The following is a 19,972-nucleotide window of genomic DNA, read 5'->3' as shown; positions in this document are numbered from 1 at the left end:
TTAGTTGGTGTACTTTATATAAACAGAATCTGGAATTATTTTTCCACCATTGGTGATAATCGCGTTCTTCTGTTTAAATCCGTTATACGCGTCCATTATACTTTTTTGCTGTTTAGAATCGTTTACTGGCCTTTCGCCCATATCCTCAAGGATCTCATAAAGACGATCACCATTAAGATGATAGGTGCCTACCACATAATCTTTCATATTCACCTTGGTTTGAATCAACGGAATCTGGTGAATATTTCTAAAATTAACAACGGTATCCAGGCCTTTTCCTAACCAGCTCGTATCTTCGGGTAGATCAAGTTGGTAATTAGACTTCAGCAATCTTAAAATACTGGGAGCGACATCAGAATGGGATGAAATCGATGCCATTTCAGAAGTACGTTTAAGCATTGGAGAATACAATATTAAAGGTACATGATAACGATCGATAACCGTAGCCATAGGAATTTCGGGCATACGGTGATCCCCCGTAATTAGGAAAATGGTATTGCTAAAATCCGGACGCTTTTCATAATTTTCAAAGAACTTTTTCAGCATTGCATCGGTATATAAAATACTGGCATATTGATCTCGATAAGCACGATAGTCCTGCTTTTTACTTTCTGTAAAATCAAGCTGAGTCATACGCTCTTCAAAACGATCATAAAATTCCTGCTGCTGATTAATTTTGAACGGGTTGTGGGAAGAAACCGTAAGCAAGACCCCTAATTGAGGTTTTGCCATACTATCTGAAGGTCTGGTATTTAAATATTTTGCATAAAGTGCCTCATCATCATAGCCCCAGGTAAAACCATTAGTTTCTGGTAACAATCCCGAATTTGTAGAAAACTTGTCTTTATCAATAAGATCATCAATTTTATTTCTTCTTAAATACAGCTCCATATTATCGAAACTCGCATCACCACCGTAGTAAAATGAAGTTTCATAACCGTTATGTTTTAACAGGTTTAAAAGTGATAACTGATTAGGCATTTTTTCTCCCATACCTAAATAACCACTTTGCGCAAAAGGCAAAGAGCCTAAAATAGAAGGTAAAACAGCAAAAGTACGCCCTCCCTGACTAAGAAAGTTTTTCCAATACAAACTCTGTGTAGAAAGCGAATCAAGAAACGGGGTCCAATTGCCTAAATAAGCACCTTTATTCGTAAAAGCACGACCTAAACCTTCCACCAGAATAATCACAATATTCGGTTTCTTTTCATTCAGATTAAAATATGGCGAAAGCACATCGGTATCAGAATCTACATGATAAAAAGGATAATTGCTTTCATCTAAATATTCATAATCCACGACAGAATTATCAAGATTATCGTAAATACCAATATAATTATCAGCATAAATATCGACGTCATAATCGGTCTTGGGAAAGAAATAATAATACGAACTTGTAAAAAAATAGTCTGATTTATTAGTCACCAGATTACTGGCAAAAGTGGTTTGTAAACTTATTTGGCTCCAAGCTAAAGTAGTTGAAGTAAAGAATATTATTACAGAAGCTAGTGGATAAATAATACCTAAAGCCCAGGGTAATTTAATAAATCTAGGCAACCACCATAAGATGGAAATACAAATGGCAACCACCACTAAGAACTGGAACACGGCAATAACACTTAAACCTCCTGATGCTCCCAAAGTTTGCTGTACATCTTGTAATGAGTAACTAAAAAGATCTGCCCCCAACAGGTTTAAAGAGGTCGTAAAATACAACACCAATGCGGTTTGGATAATGGCTGCGAAACAAATAAAAGTTTTGAAAGTAAATTTGGCTGATTTGGGATGCACTACATAAAAGATAAGGTAGAAAATATAGCAGACTGCCCCCCATTTTAGCCAAAGCAAAACATCCATCCAGCAACTATACATCAACAATCTAAAAAAGTTTTCCTGTACAGCATTGACTAGCGTATTATAAAAAAGCTCTAAAAGACTGAGTAAAAACAGTAAAAAGAGCCATACGAGTGAAATTGAAAAAAACTCCCTGGTAGCATTAATTAATTTCTCTCTAAAACTTAGATGATCGAATGAACTTATCTGTGACATAAGACTTAGTTGCAAGCAGCCAAAGTATCAAAAAAAGCTGTATTCTTAGCTTAAGAATACATAAAATCGATAGATATTTTCTAAAAGGCGCTATAACTAATTTACGGCAAGTCTAGACCTTAATAGCTGCAGATCCCCATCACCAAAGCCTTTAATATCCAGAATAGTGCCGCGATGCGCATCAGATTTTAAAATGAGTTTTTCTTTCTCGAAACGGAAATCAACAATATCTTTAAATAAAAATGATTTTGGTTTTAATTGCTGCCCTTTCATCTCCAATTTCTCCTCATCCCACGAGATTATAACGTCTTTTGGATAATAAAAATAGATGAATAAATTTATAAAACCGCCAAACATAAACATCGTAAACATAAATTTACCTACCGGATGGTCTACTTCTATGACATAATCTATTCCTGAAAATAAAAAAGCAACTCCAGAAATAAGCGGCAGATGTTTTACCCAAAATGGCGAATGTTTCTTGATCGTATTTTTCATCTTAGGCAAATTGTAAATTAGTTTCTAAATTGAAATCCTGCTTTAATTTCTGGATATCTTTAGGCTTGAAGCCTTTTAATTCTATCATTGTCCCGGCAGCTACTCCTTTTTTGATCGTGAGATTATAATCTGAAACATTTAGATGATCTACTTCAGATAAATTATAAGATACCTCCTTTTGGCACCACTGCTTTAAAACGATCTTATCCTCATCCCAGCTTATATATTCTTCAGTAGAACCACCAAAGAAATATTGGACTACGAAATAACAAATCCCGATAGCAAAGTAGCCATAAGACATTAAACTAGAGCTCTCTCCAGTAAAGAACATGGCAACAGCGACAATAAGGTAGAATAAACCAAATAAACGGTAATAATGTTTCCTAAAAAAGCCGTTATGTTTTTCGATTTTCTGCATAAAAAAAGGATTCCGATATAAAAATACCGAAATCCTTTAATATTTCCTATAATTTTTTAGTCTATACCGTTTTTATCTTTAACTCTCTTCTCGTTGGTTTTGCTTCGGCATTTAACGGAGTACCATATAAATCGAAATCGGCAGCATCAGTGATTTTAATATCATAATATTCGCCTGTTTTCAGGTAAATTTCAGTAGCATCTATAAGTACTTCATTATCTACATCTGGCGAGTCAAACTCTGTTCTTCCGATAAAATAATTACCTTCTTTTCTATCGATAATCACTTTAAAAGTTTGCCCTATTTTTTGCTGATTCAGCTCCCAGGAAATTTGTGACTGAATTTCCATAATTTCATTAGCACGCTCCTGCTTTACCTCATCTGGTACGTCGTCTTCAAGATTATACGCATGGGTATTCTCTTCGTGAGAATAGGTAAAACATCCTAAACGCTCAAATCGCATTTCTTTCACCCATTCTTTTAATTCCTGGAAATGCGCTTCGGTTTCTCCGGGGTATCCCACGATCAGCGTGGTTCTAATCGCCATTTCTGGAACAGTCTCTCTAAATTTATATAAAAGATCGGTGGTTTTTTTATGAGTAGTACCACGACGCATCGATTTTAAAAGATCATCAGAAATATGCTGTAAAGGAATATCCAGATAATTACAGATTTTCGGCTCCCGTTTCATCACCTCTAGCACATCCATTGGAAAACCCGTTGGAAATGCATAATGTAAACGGATCCATTCGATTCCTTCAACTTTAACCAAATTCTCTAATAATTCGGCTAAATTTCTTTTTTTATAAAGATCAAGACCGTAATAGGTTAAATCCTGGGCGATAAGGATTAATTCTTTCACTCCGTTTGCCGCCAGCTTTTTAGCTTCAGTAACCAAATTTTCGATCGGTGTTGATTTATGGCCCCCGCGCATTAACGGGATAGCACAAAAACTACAGGGACGATCACAACCTTCAGCGATCTTTAAATAAGCATAGTTTTTTGGAGTCGTGGTTAAACGCTCACCAATAAGCTCATGCTTATAATCGGCTTCCAGGGCTTTTAATAAACCCGGGAGTTCTGTTGTTCCAAAATACTGATCTACATTTGGAATCTCTTTTTGTAAATCGGGTTTATAGCGTTCACTTAAACAACCGGTTACAAAAACCTTATCTACATCGCCCTGCTCTTTTTTCGCTACAAATTCTAAAATAGTATTTACCGATTGTTCTTTAGCATTATCGATAAATCCACAGGTATTAATTACAACAATATTACCTTCCTCCTCGTGAACAACATCTTTATTATTCGCTTTTAACTGCCCCATTAACACTTCGCTGTCGTAAACATTCTTACTACAACCAAGCGTTACTACATTTATCCTGTTCTTTTTAAGCGATTTAGTCCTCATGTAAAATCTTCGTTTAGGAGTGCAAAAGTAGTGAAGATGAACGAAATACTAAGGATATCAGCCAAAATTTAGCGTTGATACCAATTTAAGTCCGTTTATTTTTCCTGAGAGTTAATTTCTTCTTTAGGTTTCTTCCATAGTCCCAGGCAAATAACTCCTGAAATAAGCATTGAAACAAGAACACCGGCAATGACTATTCCAGCACCATCACCAACAAAATGATCCATATCGTAGTCCATAAAGATAAAGAGATAACCAATAAAAAGGGCATCAAGCACTAATTGAATAATCCAGTAAGCAATTTTACCTTTATGTGTTAGTTTTCGTAGGAACAATCGATCTAACATAGCTTTGAGTTTTTGGTTTTAGGCTTTTAGAACGATCTTAATTTTTGATTATTTTATAGACAAAGAGGTTATTTTTAAGAATAGCGTATCTTTAAAAAAATCTGTCACAAACCATGAAATCACATTTTTTGATTCTGCTTCTTTTCATTACAAGTTTATCACTTAATGCTCAGGAAACTGCCAGAGACCTAGGCATTATAACCGGCGTAATGCCCGTTGGAAAAACCAATAGCATCGTAGATGTAAGTGGAGTTAAAGTTGGTCATACCACATTAATTAAAGGGGACGCTATAAGAACCGGTGTCACTGCAATTTTACCGCACGGAGGAAATATTTTTCAGGATAAAGTACCGGCTGCAGTTTTTGTGGGTAATGGTTTTGGGAAATTAGCAGGAACCACACAAATAAACGAGCTTGGAAACATCGAAACTCCCATTATCCTTACCAATACGCTTAATGTTGCTACCGGTATTGATGCCGTTATTAAATACACTTTACATTCCCCTGAAAATGAACAGGTAAGATCTGTGAATGCTGTTGTTGGCGAAACTAACGATGGCTATCTAAATGATATTAGAGGGCAGCATGTTTCTACCACAGATGTTTTAAATGCGATAAAAAATGCAAGCACAGAAAAGCCGGAACAGGGAAATGTTGGTGCCGGTACCGGAACGATTTGTTTTGGTTATAAAGGCGGAATAGGAACATCTTCACGTAGATTGCCTAAAAATCTTGGCGGTTATACTGTAGGCGTTTTGGTGCAAACAAACTTTGGTGGAGTCCTGGATATTGGCGGAGTCAATATGGGGGAAAAATTAAAGAATTTCGCCTTTGCTGATGAATTACAAAATAACGTAGATGGTAGTTGTATGGTAGTGGTTGCCACCGATGCGCCATTGACGAGTAGAAATTTAGAACGCCTTGCTAAACGTGCTTTTATGGGACTGGCACAAAGTGGAGGAATTGCTTCTAACGGCAGCGGAGATTACATCATTGCTTTTTCTACTTCGGAAGATGTGAGAATTCCCTATCAAATCAAAGCATTATATAAAACTAAAAGTGTTCCCAACGATTGGATGTCACCATTATTTATGGCTGCAAACGAAGCCACCGAAGAAGCCATCATCAATAGCTTATTTATGGCTGAAGATATGACCGGTTATCAAGGCCATCACATTAAAAAATTACCCGTAGATAAAGTATTATCGATCCTGAAAGAACAGGGAGTGTTGGAAAGTGAATAATATTTTAGGCCTTTCGTAATTTCTGATCTTTCTGATCACTGGGAATTTTGCTTCTGCTTTAATGTAGAACATAGAATTCAAGAATCAAGAGTCAGGAAACAAGACTAGACAACAAACTAATTTGAAAATAGAATATTTAAAAATGAAGAAAACATCCTCTTAAACTTTCGAAATTTTAAACTCAGCTTATATCTACTCCCGTACGTTTCTTTACTTCTTCGCAGAATAATAATTGAAGTCTTCTGGTAATTTTTCCAATGTCGTTCCCAAAGTTTATAATCCTATCCGGAAAATGAAGATTTTTAATTGCGGTAATCTGAGTAGTGGTACCGGTAATAAAAACTTCGGTAACCTCATCTAACTCAGAGACCGGAAGTGCTTTTTCAACAATTGCGATATTGTTTTCCTTACACAGTTTTATAAGTAAATTTCGAGTAATTCCGGGTAAAATAAATTTACCATTGGGATGTGTATAAACGCTTTCATCTTTTACAAAAAACAATGAAGAGTGCGAACCTTCCGTAAAACAACCATCTCTAATCATTATGTTTTCAGAAAAATCACTTTTCTTAGCTTCGGTATTTGCCAGAATATTGGCCATTAAGGAAACCGATTTGATATCGCAACGATGCCAACGCAGATCGTTAGATACCAGGACATCTTTAAATTGATGCTGAAAACCTCTAAGATTGGTTTTATAAGCATATACAAGCACGGTAGCATCGTAATTTTCAGGAAAATAATGCGTCCTTGGAGCCATTCCCCTACTTACCTGAATATAAATGGCGCCATCGGCTGCGTTTAATTCCGTCAATTCGATAGCTTTTAAAATAATGCTTTCAAAATCACTTATATCACATTGCAATTCGACTTCTCTCAAAGAATATCGCAGCCTTTGTAGATGTTCTTTCAGTAAAAACAACTTTCCGCTGTAAAAAGGAATGACTTCGTAAATACCATCACCAAATAAAAAACCACGATCAAAAACAGAGATTTTCGCCTCTTCGGGCTTTAACCATTCTCCGTTTAAATATACTTTGCTGGGGTAACTTAGTTTCATGTTTAATGCAAAACTTAAAAATAGACTATTGCGCGATATAAAAAAACTGCCCTGGAAAAAAATTTCACAAGGCAGTTTTATAAGTTTTTGGAGAGTCATTTATGAACAAGGTTGCAATTAGATGGAATCAACCTGAAAAAATGAAATCACAACGAGAATGATCAACAAAGAGCTAAAATTGAAAAGAAGGTGGAGCATTTTCAGGTTTACTTCCCCAATCTTTATTTGCTTTGTTACCCATTTTTAAGACTAATGTCCCCCCATTTTCTAAATCTGTATGCGTAAACCAGGGGTTGTCCCAGTTTTTACCATTTAAAGTAGCGCTTTGTATATACTTATTGTCCTCAGAGAAATTTTCTGCAATGATGGTGAAAGTTTTACCATTTTCTAATGTCACTTCAGATTTTTCAAAAAACGGACTTCCAATCACATAAATGGGTAACCCCGGCGTTACCGGATAAAATCCTAATTGAGAAAATACTACAAAAGAAGACATTCCTCCGCCATCTTCATCTCCCGGAACTCCCATAAAATCATTTCTAAACCAGGTATGTATTAATTTTTTTATGCGTTTCTGGGTCTTCCACGGTTCACCGGCATAGCTATACAGGTATGGGATATGAAGTGAAGGCTCATTCGCCATACTAAACTGGCCTACATTCCCAGTTTGATCCGGTAACTGCGTATAAAACTCTCTTTTGCCTCTACCCATTGGCTCAGCAAATGTAGCATCAAGATTATCAATAAAGGCTTCTCTACCTCCCATCAAATCAATTAAATCTGCAACATTATGCTGTACGTCCCATCGGTATGTCCAACCATTATTCTCACCATAATAATTTCTTGCACCCACGCCTCCAGAAAAACGATAATCAAATGGTGCTATAAATTCACCATTTTTATCCTTAGGATGGAAGAAATTGGTTTCTCTATTAAACAAATTTCGATAATTTAGTGCTTCTTTTATAAAGCGCTTATAGTCATTCTTATGGCCTAATTTATTTGCTAAAACCGCCAGACACCATTCATCATAAGCCGTTCCTAATGTTACCGCTACGGGCTGGCGCTTCTCAAAACCACTAACTTCAGGAATGGTTTCTTCTTCGCCATCCCTTAAAGCCGGGATAAATCCATTGCTTTTATAGAAATTATCTAGTTCGCCGGCCGGTTTACCAGACCACGGCGCTAATGTTTTTTCAGTAATTGCTGCTTTAGATGCCTGATAAGCCTTTTCAAGATCAAAATTATCAAGGCCTTTTTCTGAAGCATCCAAAATAGTCGCCACACCATGATTAGAATTCATTCTTCTACTATCTCCCGTTACTTCAGGAAAGGTTGGTAACCAGTTATGCTCCATCTGCTGTGCCATTAAAATAAAAGAATGAATAATATCCTCTTCCTGCTTAGGATTCAGCAAAACACGCAATGGATGATGTGCTCTGTACGAATCCCAAATCCAATCGTCTGTATAAAACGGTCTTCCATTATCCTGATGCACCTGGCCATCAAAAGCACTGTAATATCGCCCATCTTCAGAAATACAAACAGGGCGCTCGTAAGAACGATATAGCGATGTGTAAAAAACATTTTTATCGGCTTCACTACCACCTTCTACCTGCATTTTACCTAATGCTTCGTCCCAAATCTGTTTCCCCTGTTCTTGTAACTCGGCCACTGTTCTACCTTTTATCTCTCTTTGATAATTCGATTTAGCTTGTTGCTCATTAATAAAAGATACCCCGTATGGCAACTCTAAATTAGATTGCGATTTTGAGAAACTTAATACGATACTGGCATTTCTACCTTCTGCTTTAGTACCTGAAATAAGCGTAGTATTTTCATCCAAAACCTGAACTTTTTCGGGTTTTTGCTTCGGAATTAAATAGATATAAACTTTGGTGTTATTTCCTATAATCTGATAGCCAGAGATTGCTTCACCATCCCAGGTTAACATACCGTTTCTCGAATTGAGGATAAGGTGACTTTCTTTTTCTTTTTCAAAATGAATAGTATATTTAGCCGACTGTGATGCTAATCCATAATCTACCGTAGTTTCCTGCTCATCTAAATAAACATGGTAACTGTAAGGATGAATTTCTTCTAAATCATAACTAAATTTTATTACCGGTTTAATGTCGGAAAGCGCTCCCTGAAACGGACTCAAATTAAATGCAGAACTACCACGATGACTGGTAATCATCAAAGGCAGGCCATTTAACAAATCGCCATTATAATCTGAACGTTCCGGATATACCCGCAACATGCTATTTGGCATATGTATCGTTGGGTAGGTTGGTACCAACATATGACTAATATTACCCATATATGGGTTTACATATTCAGCCGGACTTTTTTCTTTTACGGCCTGTGCAAAGGTTGAATAACTCGTTACCAGCATAAACAGTACTGGTAACGAGTTATTTTTTAAGAATTTGATCATTAAGTTAGGGTTAATTAAGCTTATTCGGTTTCTTTTAAAAGTTCTTTTACTGCAGTTTGCAACTGGGGATCATTTCCACTTAAAAATTCAGTATAAGGTAATGCTACTTCTATATCGGGTTGCAACTCCATATTTTCTGTTGGTTCGCCTTCTGCACCTATAGTGGCTACCATTGGTATTCCAAATATGATCGAAGGATCTATTTGTCTTTCCCACCATACCGCTGTACCGGTACCTGCCACTGGCATCCCTACCAGTTTACCTATTCCGTTTTGTTTGTAAACATAAGGGAAAATAAAAGCATCACTATAATTTCCTTCACTCATTAAAACGATACTGGGCTTGGTCCAACGGGTCATGGGTTCTCCCCCTTTAATAACTTCTCCCTGTGGTGCGAACTTTAAATATTCTTCCCCGCTTAAAAAAGTATTAAGATCGTCATGCAACCATCCACCACCGTTAAAACGGGTATCTACCACAAGACCTTCTTTTTCTAAATTCTTACCAAGTGCATTTTCATAAACATCTCTAAAACTACCATCATTCATTCCCTGGATATGCACATAACCCAGTTTACCGTTACTAAGGCTATCGGTTTTACGCTCCATGGTACGCACCCAACGCTTGTACATTAAAGCACGCTCTGATCCTACCGAAACAGGCTTGATGGTTTCTTCGAAAGTGGAGTTCCCGCTTTTAATGGTTAGTAAAGTATTTTTATCCTGAATGTTATTTAGATATTTATTCCAGTTTTCATCAGATTTGATAGTTTTACCATTGATTTTGATAATTATATCACCTGCTTTTATTTTGCTATCGGCATTATCTAATGGTCCTCCTGAAATCACTCCAGAGATTTTAATTCCGTCTCCCATATAGGATTCATCATATAATACTCCTAAAGAAGCGGTATGATCACCGTTAGCACCAGAGGCATAATAACGTCCCCCCGTGTGAGAAGCATTTAACTCTCCTAAAAGCTCACTTAACAATTCCTGAAAATCATAATTATTATTGATATGCGGTAAAAACTTCGCATATTCGTCATGGTACATTTGCCAATCGATTCCGTGAATCTCCGGATCATAGAATTTCTTGGTAACCTGTCTCCACATATGGTTAAACATATATTCTCTTTCAGCAGCAGCATCAATCACCATATCACCATTGATAGCTATATTTTCTACCTTACCACTTTCTGCATCTACTTTTACCAAACGTCCATTATTACTTAAAAATAAGGATTTCCCATCTTCACTAATTTCAATTCCGCTAGGAGAACCGCCCATTTTTGCCAAAATCTTGGTTTCTCTGGTTCTTGGCTCGGTTACCCAAAGATCATATCCTTTTTCAAAAGATGCCAGATAAAAAACTTTGCTCGCATCTTTATTCAACACATAATCACTAATACTGGCAGAGTTAATTGTAAGTTTTACTTTACGGATATCCAGGTTATCGAAATTAAGTTTTAAAGGTTCGTCCTTTTTTTCTTCTTTTTTCTTTTTAGATTTTTTCCCGTCTTCTTCTGCTTTTTCCTTTTCTTCTTTCTCCTTTTTCTCGCGCTCTTCTAAAAGTTTAAATTCTTCTTCGCTTAGAGTATATCGATCATATGCTTTTTGATCAAAAAATACCGCGTAGATATCCTGCTCGGTACTTCCCTGGTTCGCTAATGATTTTCTACCCTCGCGGCTACTGGTATAGGTCATCATTTTACCATCCATGGCCCATTTGGCGTTAGATTCCCCAAAGCCACTATTTACAGGATGAAAAATTTCTCCGTTACCGTTCGCTTTAATTAAAGCCACATTATTATTAAAAAAATAACCTTTTTGATCATCTACCATTAGCCAACGGCTATCTGGGCTCCATTGAAAAGACCAATCTCCATCACTATACGAATGATTTCTACCTTCAGGAAGAATTACTGTTTTCTTACCAGATTTTAGATCCATTACTTTTAAAATATTTCGTTCCTCTATAAAAGCGATTTTAGAAGAATCTGGAGAAATTTTAGCCTGAAATTCTTCAGCAGTCGTGTTAATTAAAGGCTCAATATCTACAATGGTCGAAGCATAGAAATACTCTTCCTGCGGGCGGTTTAAAGTAGCTTTATATACATTCCAGCTACCATCCTTCTCCCCGGAAAAAATTAATTCTTTTCCGCTTGGGGACCAGCTCACCATACGCTCCTGAGTAGAGGTATTGGTAATTCTTTTTGTACGGGAATCGTCTACACCGGTCACAAAAACTTCGCCTCGATTTACAAAAGCGATCTCTTTATTATTAGGACTAACCGCAAATTCGGTTACACTATTGATATCCATATTTTTGATGGCTTCGAAAGCGGCATCATCCAGAACTTTAATCTCCAGTTTTTTAGGTTGAGTTCCTGGCGTCATGGTATAGACTTCACCTTTCCAGGTAAACGCCAATTTATCGCTATCAGAAATACTTAAATGACGCACCGGAAAATCTTTAAAATTAGTCAGTTTTTCTTCGGAATCCGAGCTTAAATTTTTGACGTACAAATTTTGTGTACCGTTCTTTTCATTCAGATAAAATACTTTTTTTCCATCAGCACTAAAAACAGGCTCACGATCTTCACCCTCAAAATTACTGATTTGCTTATACGAATCATTCTCAAGATCATACAACCAAATATCTCTTGTGACTGCCGAAGTATGATGTTTTCTCCAGGCATCTTCATAACCCTTTCTATCCTGAAAAACCAAATGCGTTCCATCTTTACTAAAATGGGCTTCTTCTGCTCCCGCAGCGGTAAGTAATTCTGGTCGTCCACCTTTTATAGGGATGGTATACAAATTTTGAAATAATCCGGGACTTGGAAATCTTACACTTGATGCCGGTGCATTACGACCACTCCCATAAAGAACCTTATCGTCTTGTGGTGAAAAATCGTAGGGAAAATCATTGGCGCTATTATAAGTTAATCTTGTAGGTGTTCCACCTGTAGCTGGCATGGTATATACATCAAAATTACCATAGCGATCGCTGGCAAAAGCTATACTTTTACCATCGTGACTCCAAACGGGACGCATATCATAAGCATCTCCTGTAGTTATGGCAATGGCTACGCCCCCATCACTACTAACCCGATAAAGGTTTCCCATATATCCAAAAACGATAGTTTCGCCATTTGGTGAAATCGAAGGATATCGTAACCATTTTGCATTTTCTTGTGCTGAAACTGCCACACCAACAAATAATAGCATGATCAGCAAATAAAATTTTCTCATAAAATAATTGAATTTAATTTAGCTAAATTTTCAGAGTGGCACTAAGATACTAACTATTGCAATTTAATGGCTATAAAAAATCCATCGAAACTTTTGTTAGGATGGATTTTAATCTTAAAACTATGTAATGAGAAATCTTAAACGCTAAAATAGTTATGCAAACCTAATAACCAGCCTTGCTCATAATACCTGATAATACTTATAAGTATTGCAGAAATGATCACATAGATCCAATTATACTTTTTCATCTTAACAAAATATGCGCCTAAAAGACCCAATATGAGCACCGGGAACGCCATAATTAGATTGGCATAAAGCCATGCTCCCTGGAATACGGCCAGTATTTTCATGATCACATAAAAAAGGCAATAAATAAATATAAGTTTGGTAAAGATAATCAGGTATCGTTGTGCCATTACTTGGAATAGTCTTTTGGTGGTTTACGTTGCTGCGATTCCTGCTCGTAAGCATAAGCCCAGCGTAATAAATTTTGTTCGGAATAAGGAATAGAAATAAAGGTTAAACCTTTAGGTTCCCCAATATCGTCATAGCCCATAGGTACCGTGATCGCAGGGTATTCTGCAACCGCAGCAAAGCCGGCATGATAATTATTTATCGAAAGAATCCCATCCAGATCATACTCTTTCATCGGTATATCGAAAAATCGTTTTCCGCGTATTTTTAGGGTATCTTTTATGGCCTGAAATTCTTCTGCTGAAGCGGTATCCTTTACAATTCCTTCAAACAATCCCTGCCCGTAAGGTGCTCGCTGTACAGAATCCTCCATATTGAAAGTCATAATATCTTCTACAGATCTTACATCTACTCTTTTGCCATAACGTTCTAAATAAGTAGGAAGATCTTTTTTCATATCAAGATTTAATAATCTTAGAAAATTAGCTAACTTAATATCTTCAGCCTCAAATTCGACTATTTGAGCTCCAATCTTTTTAAGCTCGTTAATTGCACGACTATATAACGAATCTTGAGTAAGTTCTTTGATCACACCTAATCTTACTCCGTGTAAACTTGTCGTATCGGTTAAAGCCGAATAATAATCTGAAGGTATTTTTATAGAATCTGCATAAACTTTGGTATCAGACGTATCTCTACCAGTCATTGCGCTTAGTAAAATAGCATTATCCATAACCGTTTTGGTTATTGGCCCGGGCGTATCTAAAGTACTTGAAATTGGTATAATACCAGTTCTACTTAAAAGTCCAATCGTTGGTTTTAATCCTACAAGACTATTCTGACTTGATGGTGAAAGTATGGATCCTGAAGTTTCAGATCCTACGGCTAAAGGAGCAAAATTGGCTGCAACGGCTACAGCACTACCAGAACTAGAACCACCGGTGTCAAAAATTCTATGTCCATAAGGATTTAAGGTTTGTCCACCCACCGCAGAATATCCACTTGGGCAATCTTTACAGAAAAAATAGGCCCATTCACTAAGATTTGCTTTTCCCAAAATTATCGCCCCACTTTCTTCTAACTTATTTGTTATAAAAGCATTTGGGGTCGTATTTCCCTGCAACGCCACAGCTCCCGCCGTTGTTGGCATCGTAGACGTATTGATATTATCTTTTAACAATACAGGAATACCGTAAATCGGACTTTTATTCGCGGTATTTTTATAGTTTCTATCCTTAAGTCGGGCCTCAGTTAAAACATTTGGATTAACTGCAATAACAGCATTGAGAGAAAGATCGTTTTCCCGATCTAATTTTCTCATTCGGTAAAGATAAAACAGGGTAAGCTCTTCGTAGGTAAGTTGTTCTTCGGCTATCGCTTTTTGTAGTTCTGTAACAGATTTTTCAAGAATTATTGATTTTAAACTATCATATTTCTTTTCTGTTACTTTATAAAGCTCAATTTCAAAAGGAGACCAGAGTATATCTTTTTCAAGATATTTAGAATCTAAAACTTTAAACTCTAATACCTCGTGCTCTTGATCATCTTCTACCTCAGTAAAATTAGAGTCTGTAATTTCCTGAATGTCTTTATTATTTGCTTTATCATTTTTGCAGCTTACCAAGGCTAAAATACTGCAAAGGAATAAAATCTTTTTCATGTGGGATTAGCTAATTGACTATTGATTAGTTTATTCATATATTTTTCTGAACAAAATCATATCCGGAATTAGAATTTCTTCAAAACAAATATTTCCACGGTACAAGCACGAAGCTTAAAAAAATAGCTGAATTACTTAATAATAACTCAACTTCAAGAAAAACAATACCTATTATTTAAAAAAGGAATCTACAAATTCAAACTTGTTAAAAACCTGAAGATCTTCTACCCGTTCTCCTACACCAATATATTTTACCGGAATTTGGAATTGATCGCTAATCCCAATCACAACACCACCTTTTGCGGTACCATCTAACTTGGTTACCGCCAAAGAGGTAACTTCAGTAGCAGCAGTGAATTGCTTAGCCTGCTCAAAAGCATTTTGCCCAGTAGAACCATCTAAAACTAAAAGCACTTCATGGGGCGCATCTGGTATTACTTTTTGCATCACTCTTTTTACTTTAGAAAGCTCTTTCATAAGGTTTACCTTGTTATGCAACCTTCCTGCAGTATCAATTAAAACAACATCTGCATCCATTTTAACAGCATTTTGTACGGTATCGAAGGCTACAGAAGCAGGATCACTACCCATGGATTGTTTTATAATAGGTACATCGGTACGTTCTGCCCAAACCTGTAATTGATCGATAGCTGCTGCTCTAAAAGTATCGGCGGCTCCTAAAACAACTTTTAGGCCTCGGCTTTTAAATTGATTGGCCAGTTTCCCGATAGTTGTTGTTTTCCCTACACCATTAACCCCCACAACCATCATTACGTAAGGTTTCTTATTGGGTACAGTAAAATCTGTAGCGTTACCAGAATTGGTTTCGGATAATAAACCGGCAATTTCTTCTCTTAGGATTTTGTTAAGTTCATCGGTTCCCAAATACTTGTCTTTGGCTACACGATCTTCTATACGGTTTATAATTTTTATAGTAGTGGCTACCCCAACATCACTACTTACCAGCACATCTTCTAAATCATCAAGAACTTCGTCGTCAACTTTAGACTTACCGGCAACAGCTTTGCTCATTTTAGAAAAAAAGCTGCTTTTACTTTTCTCCAGCCCTTTATCCAGAGTTTCCTTTTTTTCTTTTGAAAAGATCTTTTTAAATAAACTCATTTTTGGTTATTCGTTTTAATGAGAATAGTCCTTTAAAAAAAGGACTTTGTTATTAGCCGTAAATATACGTAAAAAGAAAAAGCCGTCCAGATAACAAATCAGGACGGCCATTTAAAAAAAATATAAATTTTTTATCCGATTACTTTTTTAAATAATCGTTTACATCTTCAGGAGCCATAATAGCTTCAACAAAAGTATATGCACCTGTTTTAGGAGATTTAACCATTTTAATAGCTTTGCTTAATCTCTTAGATCCTGTTTGTAATGCTGCTACTGATTTCTTTGCCATGACTCAAATTATTTAATCTCTTTATGAACCGTCATTTTTTTCAAGATTGGGTTAAATTTCTTTAATTCCATTCTATCCGGCGTATTTTTTTTATTCTTTGTAGTGATATATCTTGATGTACCTGGTTGACCAGAAGCTTTATGCTCGGTACACTCTAAAATAACCTGTACTCTGTTTCCTTTCTTTGCCATCTTAATTTGTTTTTATAGGTAAAGGATTATTTTTGAAGAAATCCTTTTGCTCTAGCCTCTTTAATAACGGCAGAGATTCCTTTCTTGTTAATATTTTTAAGCGCAGAGGTAGATACTTTTAAAGTGATCCATTTATCCTCTTCAGGAATAAAAAAACGTTTCTTTACCAGGTTAGCGTTAAATTTACGCTTGGTCTTATTCATTGCGTGAGAAACATTGTTCCCAACCATCGCTTTTTTCCCTGTAAGTTCACAAACTCTTGACATTGCTCTATACTTTATCTCGTTATTTCAAAACAGGGTGCAAATTAACGATTTTTATCCCTAATTCACAACACATTCTGCAAAAAAAATTTACGATATTATTTTCGTTGCTATTGAGTATTAAATTATTGACTCAAACCAGCCTATTTTTGGCTGTAAATTTCATCTAATATCATCTCCATACATTTATTAACAGCCTTTCCCACGACCTTATCCCGGTGATTTCCAAAATTAAATTCCCGGGCAAAAACGCGTTGCGGTGTAGCAATTGCCAAAAAAACGGTTCCAACTTCAGCATCGCTATCACCTTTGTCCGGGCCGGCATTTCCCGTAGTTGCTATGGCATAATCGGTTTGGTATAAAGCTTTTACTTTTTTAGCCATTTCACAAGCCACTTCATTGCTTACCACAGAATATTTTTCTATAAGTTCTGGTGACACCCCTAGAATATTCACTTTAGCTTCTGTTGCATAGGCCACCACACTGCCTTTAAAAAATGCGGAAGACCCTGGATATCCTGTAAATATTGCAGCTAATCTGCCCCCAGTAAAACTTTCAGCTGTAGCCAGGCTTGCGTCGTTTGCGATGAGTAGATTCCTTATCTGCACTTCAATAGGATCTTCTTCCTCTATCCCTTTAATAATATCCCCAATAATCTGGCTAAGCGATTTTATCTGATCGTTCACCTCCTTTTCCATATTAATGGGATCACTGCCTTTTGTGCTTAATCGCAAACGTACTTTACCCAGGTTTGGCAAATATGCCAGTCTTATGTGAGCCGGTAAGGCTTCTTCCCAGGATTCTATTTTTTCTGCAATAGCACTTTCTCCCATCCCAAAGGTAAGTACGGTCTTATGCAGAATAAATGGTCTTTTAAAACGATCCCTTATTCGGGGAATGACCTCATCCTGCATTAAAGCTTTCATTTCGTAGGGTACACCGGGTAAAGAAATAAAAATAGTATCTTCTTTTTTTAACCACATCCCGGGAGCAGTACCATACCTATTCATAAGGACTTCGCACTTTGAAGGCACCATGGCCTGTAGCCGGTTTAAATCTGAAATAGGAGTATCAATATATTTTTTAAAAAGTTCTTCGATATGCGCCAAAACCGCTTCATCTTTAATCAGCGTATCATTAAAAAACTCACAAAGGCATTTCTTGGTAATATCGTCTTTAGTAGGGCCAAGTCCGCCGGTAATGATGACTATATCTGCTCTTTTTTGAGCGTCACTTAAGGTGGTTAAAATATGGTTCCATTCATCTTCTACTGAAGTTATTTGATGAATACTCACCCCTATTTTATTAAGTTCCTTGGCTATAAAAGCCGAATTGGTATCGATAATCTGGCCGATAAGAATTTCATCGCCAATGGTTATAATCTCTGCGTTCATTACAGATTAAAATCTTCTTTTAATTCTTCACAAACCTGCTCTACCTTTCCCGTAATGACCTTACCGGCACCCGGTACTTCCGCTTTATTTTTACCCTGTTTAGACCACTGCTCTATAATAGTTATTTGTGGCATTAATTCTAACCCAAAAAGCTTTAGATTAGGTTTCATTTTATGGGCATAACTGTAAGCAAGTTTAGCATTATCACTATCTATGGCTTCATTCATGGCAGTCACATCTGGCGGGATTTCTTCAAGAAAAGTTTTTACTACCACCAGTATAAAGTCCTGATCGCCGTCTGCCATTTCTTCTACATCTTTTAAATCGTAGCTACTCATGGGGATTATTTAATATTTATAGAAAAAATTTCTTGGTCCTCAATAAATCCGGTTAAATGATCTTGTGGCGCTACCGCACCAACTCCAGCAGGTGTTCCGGTAAAAATAATATCGCCTATCTTTAACGTAAAGAAAGTTGAAATATAAGCAATTAGTTCATCAATTTTCCATAGCATTAAAGAACTATTGCCATTTTGTACAATCTCATCATTCTTTTTTAGGCTAAAATTAATATTGTTTAAATCTGAAAATTGATTTTTATTCAGCCATTTTTCACCGATTACTGCAGCACCGTCAAAGCCTTTTGCTTTCTCCCAGGGAAGCCCCTTAGCTTTTAACTTTGCCTGAAGGTCTCGCGCTGTAAAATCGATCCCAAGCCCTATTTCATCATAATATTTATGGGCAAATTTAGGTTGAATATGTTTTCCCACCCTTGTAATCTTCACCAGCAACTCTACCTCATAATGTACATCTTTAGAAAAATCTGGAATAAAAAAAGGCTGTTTTTTTAATAGTATCGCCGTATCCGGCTTTTGGAAGACTACAGGATCTTCTGGTTTTTCATTTTCTAACTCGGCAATATGATCGGTATAATTTCTACCTATACAAATAAGTTTCATTTACAATCTTTTAATCGGTTAATGTTATTTTGAATGCCGGGGCTGGTAATTTTCCGGAAAATACGCTATTAGAATTATCCAAACTATTCATTTTTCGCCATCCATTGATGTCTTTATAATAAGATTTAAAATCCTCATTATCCTTTTCTAAAACCCCTTTAAAAATCGGCGCATATTTGCGTAATTCCACATCCTTATACACCATAGTATCATTTACCCTATAATCTTTCCTTTCCATAAAAGCATTTTCTTTTATAAAAAGGTGTTCTACAGCAATAAAAAAGCCTTGGTCAGGAATGCGAATTTTATAAGGTAACAGATCGATTTTAGTACGATATTCGCTTGGTTCTTTTTCAACTATTAGTCCGTTATCTAAAAGATCGTAAGAAGGTTTCCCTTCCTTATCTACCGCCATAATCCTTAACCTGTATTTTGCGCTGCGGGATAACGTTTCTTTTAAAATAAAATACCGAACTTCAACCTGTTTTAAATAACAGGCTTCTTCAAATTTGTCCGGCCTTTCATAAAACCTGGCCACCGTACTAGGATACTGCCCACCACTAAAATTCCCTAAACCAACAGATTCCGATAACAAAAAATTATTGATTCTTTTAGTCTTTCTATTTTTAACATTAAAAATCTTTACCTCAGTCAAATGATGTATGCTGGGTTTTAATTTTATTACTTTTCCCTTTAACTCTTTTAGCTCTAAACATTGAGATTCGTAACCTACATAACTAAATTTAAGTATAGCATTCTCACTAACCTCTTTTATAACAAAAGAATATCGCCCCTCTTCATCTGTCGAAATTCCCCTTTTTTTACTTTCCAGAACTATATTCGCATACGGTAAAGGCTCTAAAGTTTTGGCATCTACCACCTGTCCTACGGCTCTTGTAGTTTGCTCAAAAGTGCAAACTGAAATAAGAAGGAATACCGTAAGCAGGATGCGCATTC

Annotated in this window: 19 protein-coding genes; 1 reads left to right on the top strand and 18 read right to left on the bottom strand. The window is 36.4% G+C overall.

Features of this window, described 5'->3' with window-relative positions; all coding sequences use genetic code 11:
- The 5 genes from AC13DP_RS03715 to AC13DP_RS03695 form a co-directional block, all read right to left on the bottom strand.
- Positions 1-2,049, bottom strand: coding sequence for an LTA synthase family protein (locus AC13DP_RS03715; RefSeq protein WP_483067325.1), 2,049 nt, complete (start codon positions 2,047-2,049; stop codon positions 1-3).
- Between the two features lie 96 nt (positions 2,050-2,145).
- Positions 2,146-2,547, bottom strand: a complete 402-nt coding sequence (locus AC13DP_RS03710) for a hypothetical protein (protein WP_228250000.1) — start codon at positions 2,545-2,547, stop codon at positions 2,146-2,148.
- Between the two features lies 1 nt (position 2,548).
- The gene (locus AC13DP_RS03705; RefSeq protein ID WP_483067324.1) at positions 2,549-2,965 is read right to left on the bottom strand and encodes a hypothetical protein; all 417 of its coding nucleotides are present in this window, start codon (positions 2,963-2,965) and stop codon (positions 2,549-2,551) included.
- A gap of 61 nt (positions 2,966-3,026) precedes the next feature.
- Positions 3,027-4,376 (bottom strand): 30S ribosomal protein S12 methylthiotransferase RimO, encoded by a 1,350-nt coding sequence (gene rimO / locus AC13DP_RS03700; protein WP_483067323.1) that lies wholly within the window; start codon positions 4,374-4,376, stop codon positions 3,027-3,029.
- 95 nt (positions 4,377-4,471) lie between these two features.
- Complete coding sequence (locus tag AC13DP_RS03695) at positions 4,472-4,723, bottom strand: hypothetical protein (protein ID WP_228249997.1); 252 nt, start codon at positions 4,721-4,723, stop codon at positions 4,472-4,474.
- A gap of 113 nt (positions 4,724-4,836) precedes the next feature.
- On the opposite strand from AC13DP_RS03695, the gene AC13DP_RS03690 reads away from it, so the two are divergent.
- On the top strand, positions 4,837-5,967 hold the full coding sequence (locus tag AC13DP_RS03690) for a P1 family peptidase (RefSeq protein ID WP_483067322.1): 1,131 nt from the start codon (positions 4,837-4,839) through the stop codon (positions 5,965-5,967).
- Positions 5,968-6,148: 181 nt separating this feature from the next.
- Here AC13DP_RS03690 and AC13DP_RS03685 read toward each other — a convergent pair whose 3' ends face one another.
- The 13 genes from AC13DP_RS03685 to AC13DP_RS03625 all read right to left on the bottom strand — a co-directional run bounded on the left by AC13DP_RS03685 (position 6,149) and on the right by AC13DP_RS03625 (position 19,970).
- Positions 6,149-7,027 carry an aminotransferase class IV gene (locus tag AC13DP_RS03685; protein WP_483067321.1) on the bottom strand — a complete coding sequence of 293 codons (879 nt, stop codon included), beginning with the start codon at positions 7,025-7,027 and terminating at the stop codon, positions 6,149-6,151.
- A 172-nt stretch (positions 7,028-7,199) separates the two neighbouring features.
- On the bottom strand, positions 7,200-9,467 hold the full coding sequence (locus AC13DP_RS03680) for a GH92 family glycosyl hydrolase (RefSeq protein WP_347406634.1): 2,268 nt from the start codon (positions 9,465-9,467) through the stop codon (positions 7,200-7,202).
- 20 nt (positions 9,468-9,487) lie between these two features.
- The gene (locus tag AC13DP_RS03675; RefSeq protein WP_347406635.1) at positions 9,488-12,724 is read right to left on the bottom strand and encodes a S41 family peptidase; all 3,237 of its coding nucleotides are present in this window, start codon (positions 12,722-12,724) and stop codon (positions 9,488-9,490) included.
- Positions 12,725-12,861: 137 nt separating this feature from the next.
- Positions 12,862-13,140 carry a hypothetical protein gene (locus tag AC13DP_RS03670; protein ID WP_228249992.1) on the bottom strand — a complete coding sequence of 93 codons (279 nt, stop codon included), beginning with the start codon at positions 13,138-13,140 and terminating at the stop codon, positions 12,862-12,864.
- On the bottom strand, positions 13,140-14,798 hold the full coding sequence (locus AC13DP_RS03665; RefSeq protein WP_483067320.1) for an amidase family protein: 1,659 nt from the start codon (positions 14,796-14,798) through the stop codon (positions 13,140-13,142). The genes AC13DP_RS03670 and AC13DP_RS03665 overlap by 1 nt, the downstream gene beginning before the upstream one ends.
- A gap of 171 nt (positions 14,799-14,969) precedes the next feature.
- A complete protein-coding gene (gene ftsY, locus AC13DP_RS03660) occupies positions 14,970-15,920 on the bottom strand; it encodes a signal recognition particle-docking protein FtsY (protein ID WP_013070735.1) in 951 nt (316 codons plus the stop codon).
- Positions 15,921-16,059: 139 nt separating this feature from the next.
- Positions 16,060-16,209 (bottom strand): DUF4295 domain-containing protein, encoded by a 150-nt coding sequence (locus tag AC13DP_RS03655; protein WP_013070734.1) that lies wholly within the window; start codon positions 16,207-16,209, stop codon positions 16,060-16,062.
- 8 nt (positions 16,210-16,217) lie between these two features.
- Complete coding sequence (gene rpmG / locus AC13DP_RS03650) at positions 16,218-16,400, bottom strand: 50S ribosomal protein L33 (protein ID WP_013070733.1); 183 nt, start codon at positions 16,398-16,400, stop codon at positions 16,218-16,220.
- Positions 16,401-16,426: 26 nt separating this feature from the next.
- Entirely contained in the window at positions 16,427-16,666 is a 240-nt protein-coding gene (rpmB, locus tag AC13DP_RS03645) for a 50S ribosomal protein L28 (protein WP_013070732.1), read from the bottom strand.
- 140 nt (positions 16,667-16,806) lie between these two features.
- Positions 16,807-18,057, bottom strand: coding sequence for a competence/damage-inducible protein A (locus tag AC13DP_RS03640; RefSeq protein ID WP_272957196.1), 1,251 nt, complete (start codon positions 18,055-18,057; stop codon positions 16,807-16,809).
- The gene (locus tag AC13DP_RS03635) at positions 18,057-18,395 is read right to left on the bottom strand and encodes an Hpt domain-containing protein (protein ID WP_013070730.1); all 339 of its coding nucleotides are present in this window, start codon (positions 18,393-18,395) and stop codon (positions 18,057-18,059) included. Before AC13DP_RS03635 ends, AC13DP_RS03640 begins: the two co-directional genes overlap by 1 nt.
- Positions 18,396-18,400: 5 nt before the next feature.
- Positions 18,401-19,015, bottom strand: a complete 615-nt coding sequence (locus AC13DP_RS03630; RefSeq protein WP_013070729.1) for a fumarylacetoacetate hydrolase family protein — start codon at positions 19,013-19,015, stop codon at positions 18,401-18,403.
- 10 nt (positions 19,016-19,025) lie between these two features.
- Positions 19,026-19,970 carry a carboxypeptidase-like regulatory domain-containing protein gene (locus AC13DP_RS03625; RefSeq protein ID WP_272957204.1) on the bottom strand — a complete coding sequence of 315 codons (945 nt, stop codon included), beginning with the start codon at positions 19,968-19,970 and terminating at the stop codon, positions 19,026-19,028.
- Positions 19,971-19,972 lie beyond the last annotated feature (2 nt).

The sequence above is a fragment of the Zunongwangia sp. L-65 genome (assembly GCF_056859415.1).
Note: the sequence above shows the minus strand (reverse complement) of the source record. Positions and strands in the feature narration are given on the sequence as shown.

What these genes read in the sequence shown, in the direction of transcription:
- AC13DP_RS03670 (WP_228249992.1), bottom strand. Translation starts at nt 13,140, where the DNA reads ATGGCACAACGATACCTGATTATCTTTACCAAACTTATATTTATTTAT.
- AC13DP_RS03690 (WP_483067322.1), top strand. Translation starts at nt 4,837, where the DNA reads ATGAAATCACATTTTTTGATTCTGCTTCTTTTCATTACAAGTTTATCA.
- AC13DP_RS03640 (WP_272957196.1), bottom strand. Translation starts at nt 18,057, where the DNA reads ATGAACGCAGAGATTATAACCATTGGCGATGAAATTCTTATCGGCCAG.
- rimO (WP_483067323.1), bottom strand. Translation starts at nt 4,376, where the DNA reads ATGAGGACTAAATCGCTTAAAAAGAACAGGATAAATGTAGTAACGCTT.
- AC13DP_RS03625 (WP_272957204.1), bottom strand. Translation starts at nt 19,970, where the DNA reads ATGCGCATCCTGCTTACGGTATTCCTTCTTATTTCAGTTTGCACTTTT.
- ftsY (WP_013070735.1), bottom strand. Translation starts at nt 15,920, where the DNA reads ATGAGTTTATTTAAAAAGATCTTTTCAAAAGAAAAAAAGGAAACTCTG.
- rpmG (WP_013070733.1), bottom strand. Translation starts at nt 16,400, where the DNA reads ATGGCAAAGAAAGGAAACAGAGTACAGGTTATTTTAGAGTGTACCGAG.
- AC13DP_RS03630 (WP_013070729.1), bottom strand. Translation starts at nt 19,015, where the DNA reads ATGAAACTTATTTGTATAGGTAGAAATTATACCGATCATATTGCCGAG.
- AC13DP_RS03695 (WP_228249997.1), bottom strand. Translation starts at nt 4,723, where the DNA reads ATGTTAGATCGATTGTTCCTACGAAAACTAACACATAAAGGTAAAATT.
- AC13DP_RS03710 (WP_228250000.1), bottom strand. Translation starts at nt 2,547, where the DNA reads ATGAAAAATACGATCAAGAAACATTCGCCATTTTGGGTAAAACATCTG.
- rpmB (WP_013070732.1), bottom strand. Translation starts at nt 16,666, where the DNA reads ATGTCAAGAGTTTGTGAACTTACAGGGAAAAAAGCGATGGTTGGGAAC.
- AC13DP_RS03705 (WP_483067324.1), bottom strand. Translation starts at nt 2,965, where the DNA reads ATGCAGAAAATCGAAAAACATAACGGCTTTTTTAGGAAACATTATTAC.
- AC13DP_RS03655 (WP_013070734.1), bottom strand. Translation starts at nt 16,209, where the DNA reads ATGGCAAAGAAATCAGTAGCAGCATTACAAACAGGATCTAAGAGATTA.
- AC13DP_RS03675 (WP_347406635.1), bottom strand. Translation starts at nt 12,724, where the DNA reads ATGAGAAAATTTTATTTGCTGATCATGCTATTATTTGTTGGTGTGGCA.
- AC13DP_RS03635 (WP_013070730.1), bottom strand. Translation starts at nt 18,395, where the DNA reads ATGAGTAGCTACGATTTAAAAGATGTAGAAGAAATGGCAGACGGCGAT.
- AC13DP_RS03715 (WP_483067325.1), bottom strand. Translation starts at nt 2,049, where the DNA reads ATGTCACAGATAAGTTCATTCGATCATCTAAGTTTTAGAGAGAAATTA.
- AC13DP_RS03665 (WP_483067320.1), bottom strand. Translation starts at nt 14,798, where the DNA reads ATGAAAAAGATTTTATTCCTTTGCAGTATTTTAGCCTTGGTAAGCTGC.
- AC13DP_RS03685 (WP_483067321.1), bottom strand. Translation starts at nt 7,027, where the DNA reads ATGAAACTAAGTTACCCCAGCAAAGTATATTTAAACGGAGAATGGTTA.
- AC13DP_RS03680 (WP_347406634.1), bottom strand. Translation starts at nt 9,467, where the DNA reads ATGATCAAATTCTTAAAAAATAACTCGTTACCAGTACTGTTTATGCTG.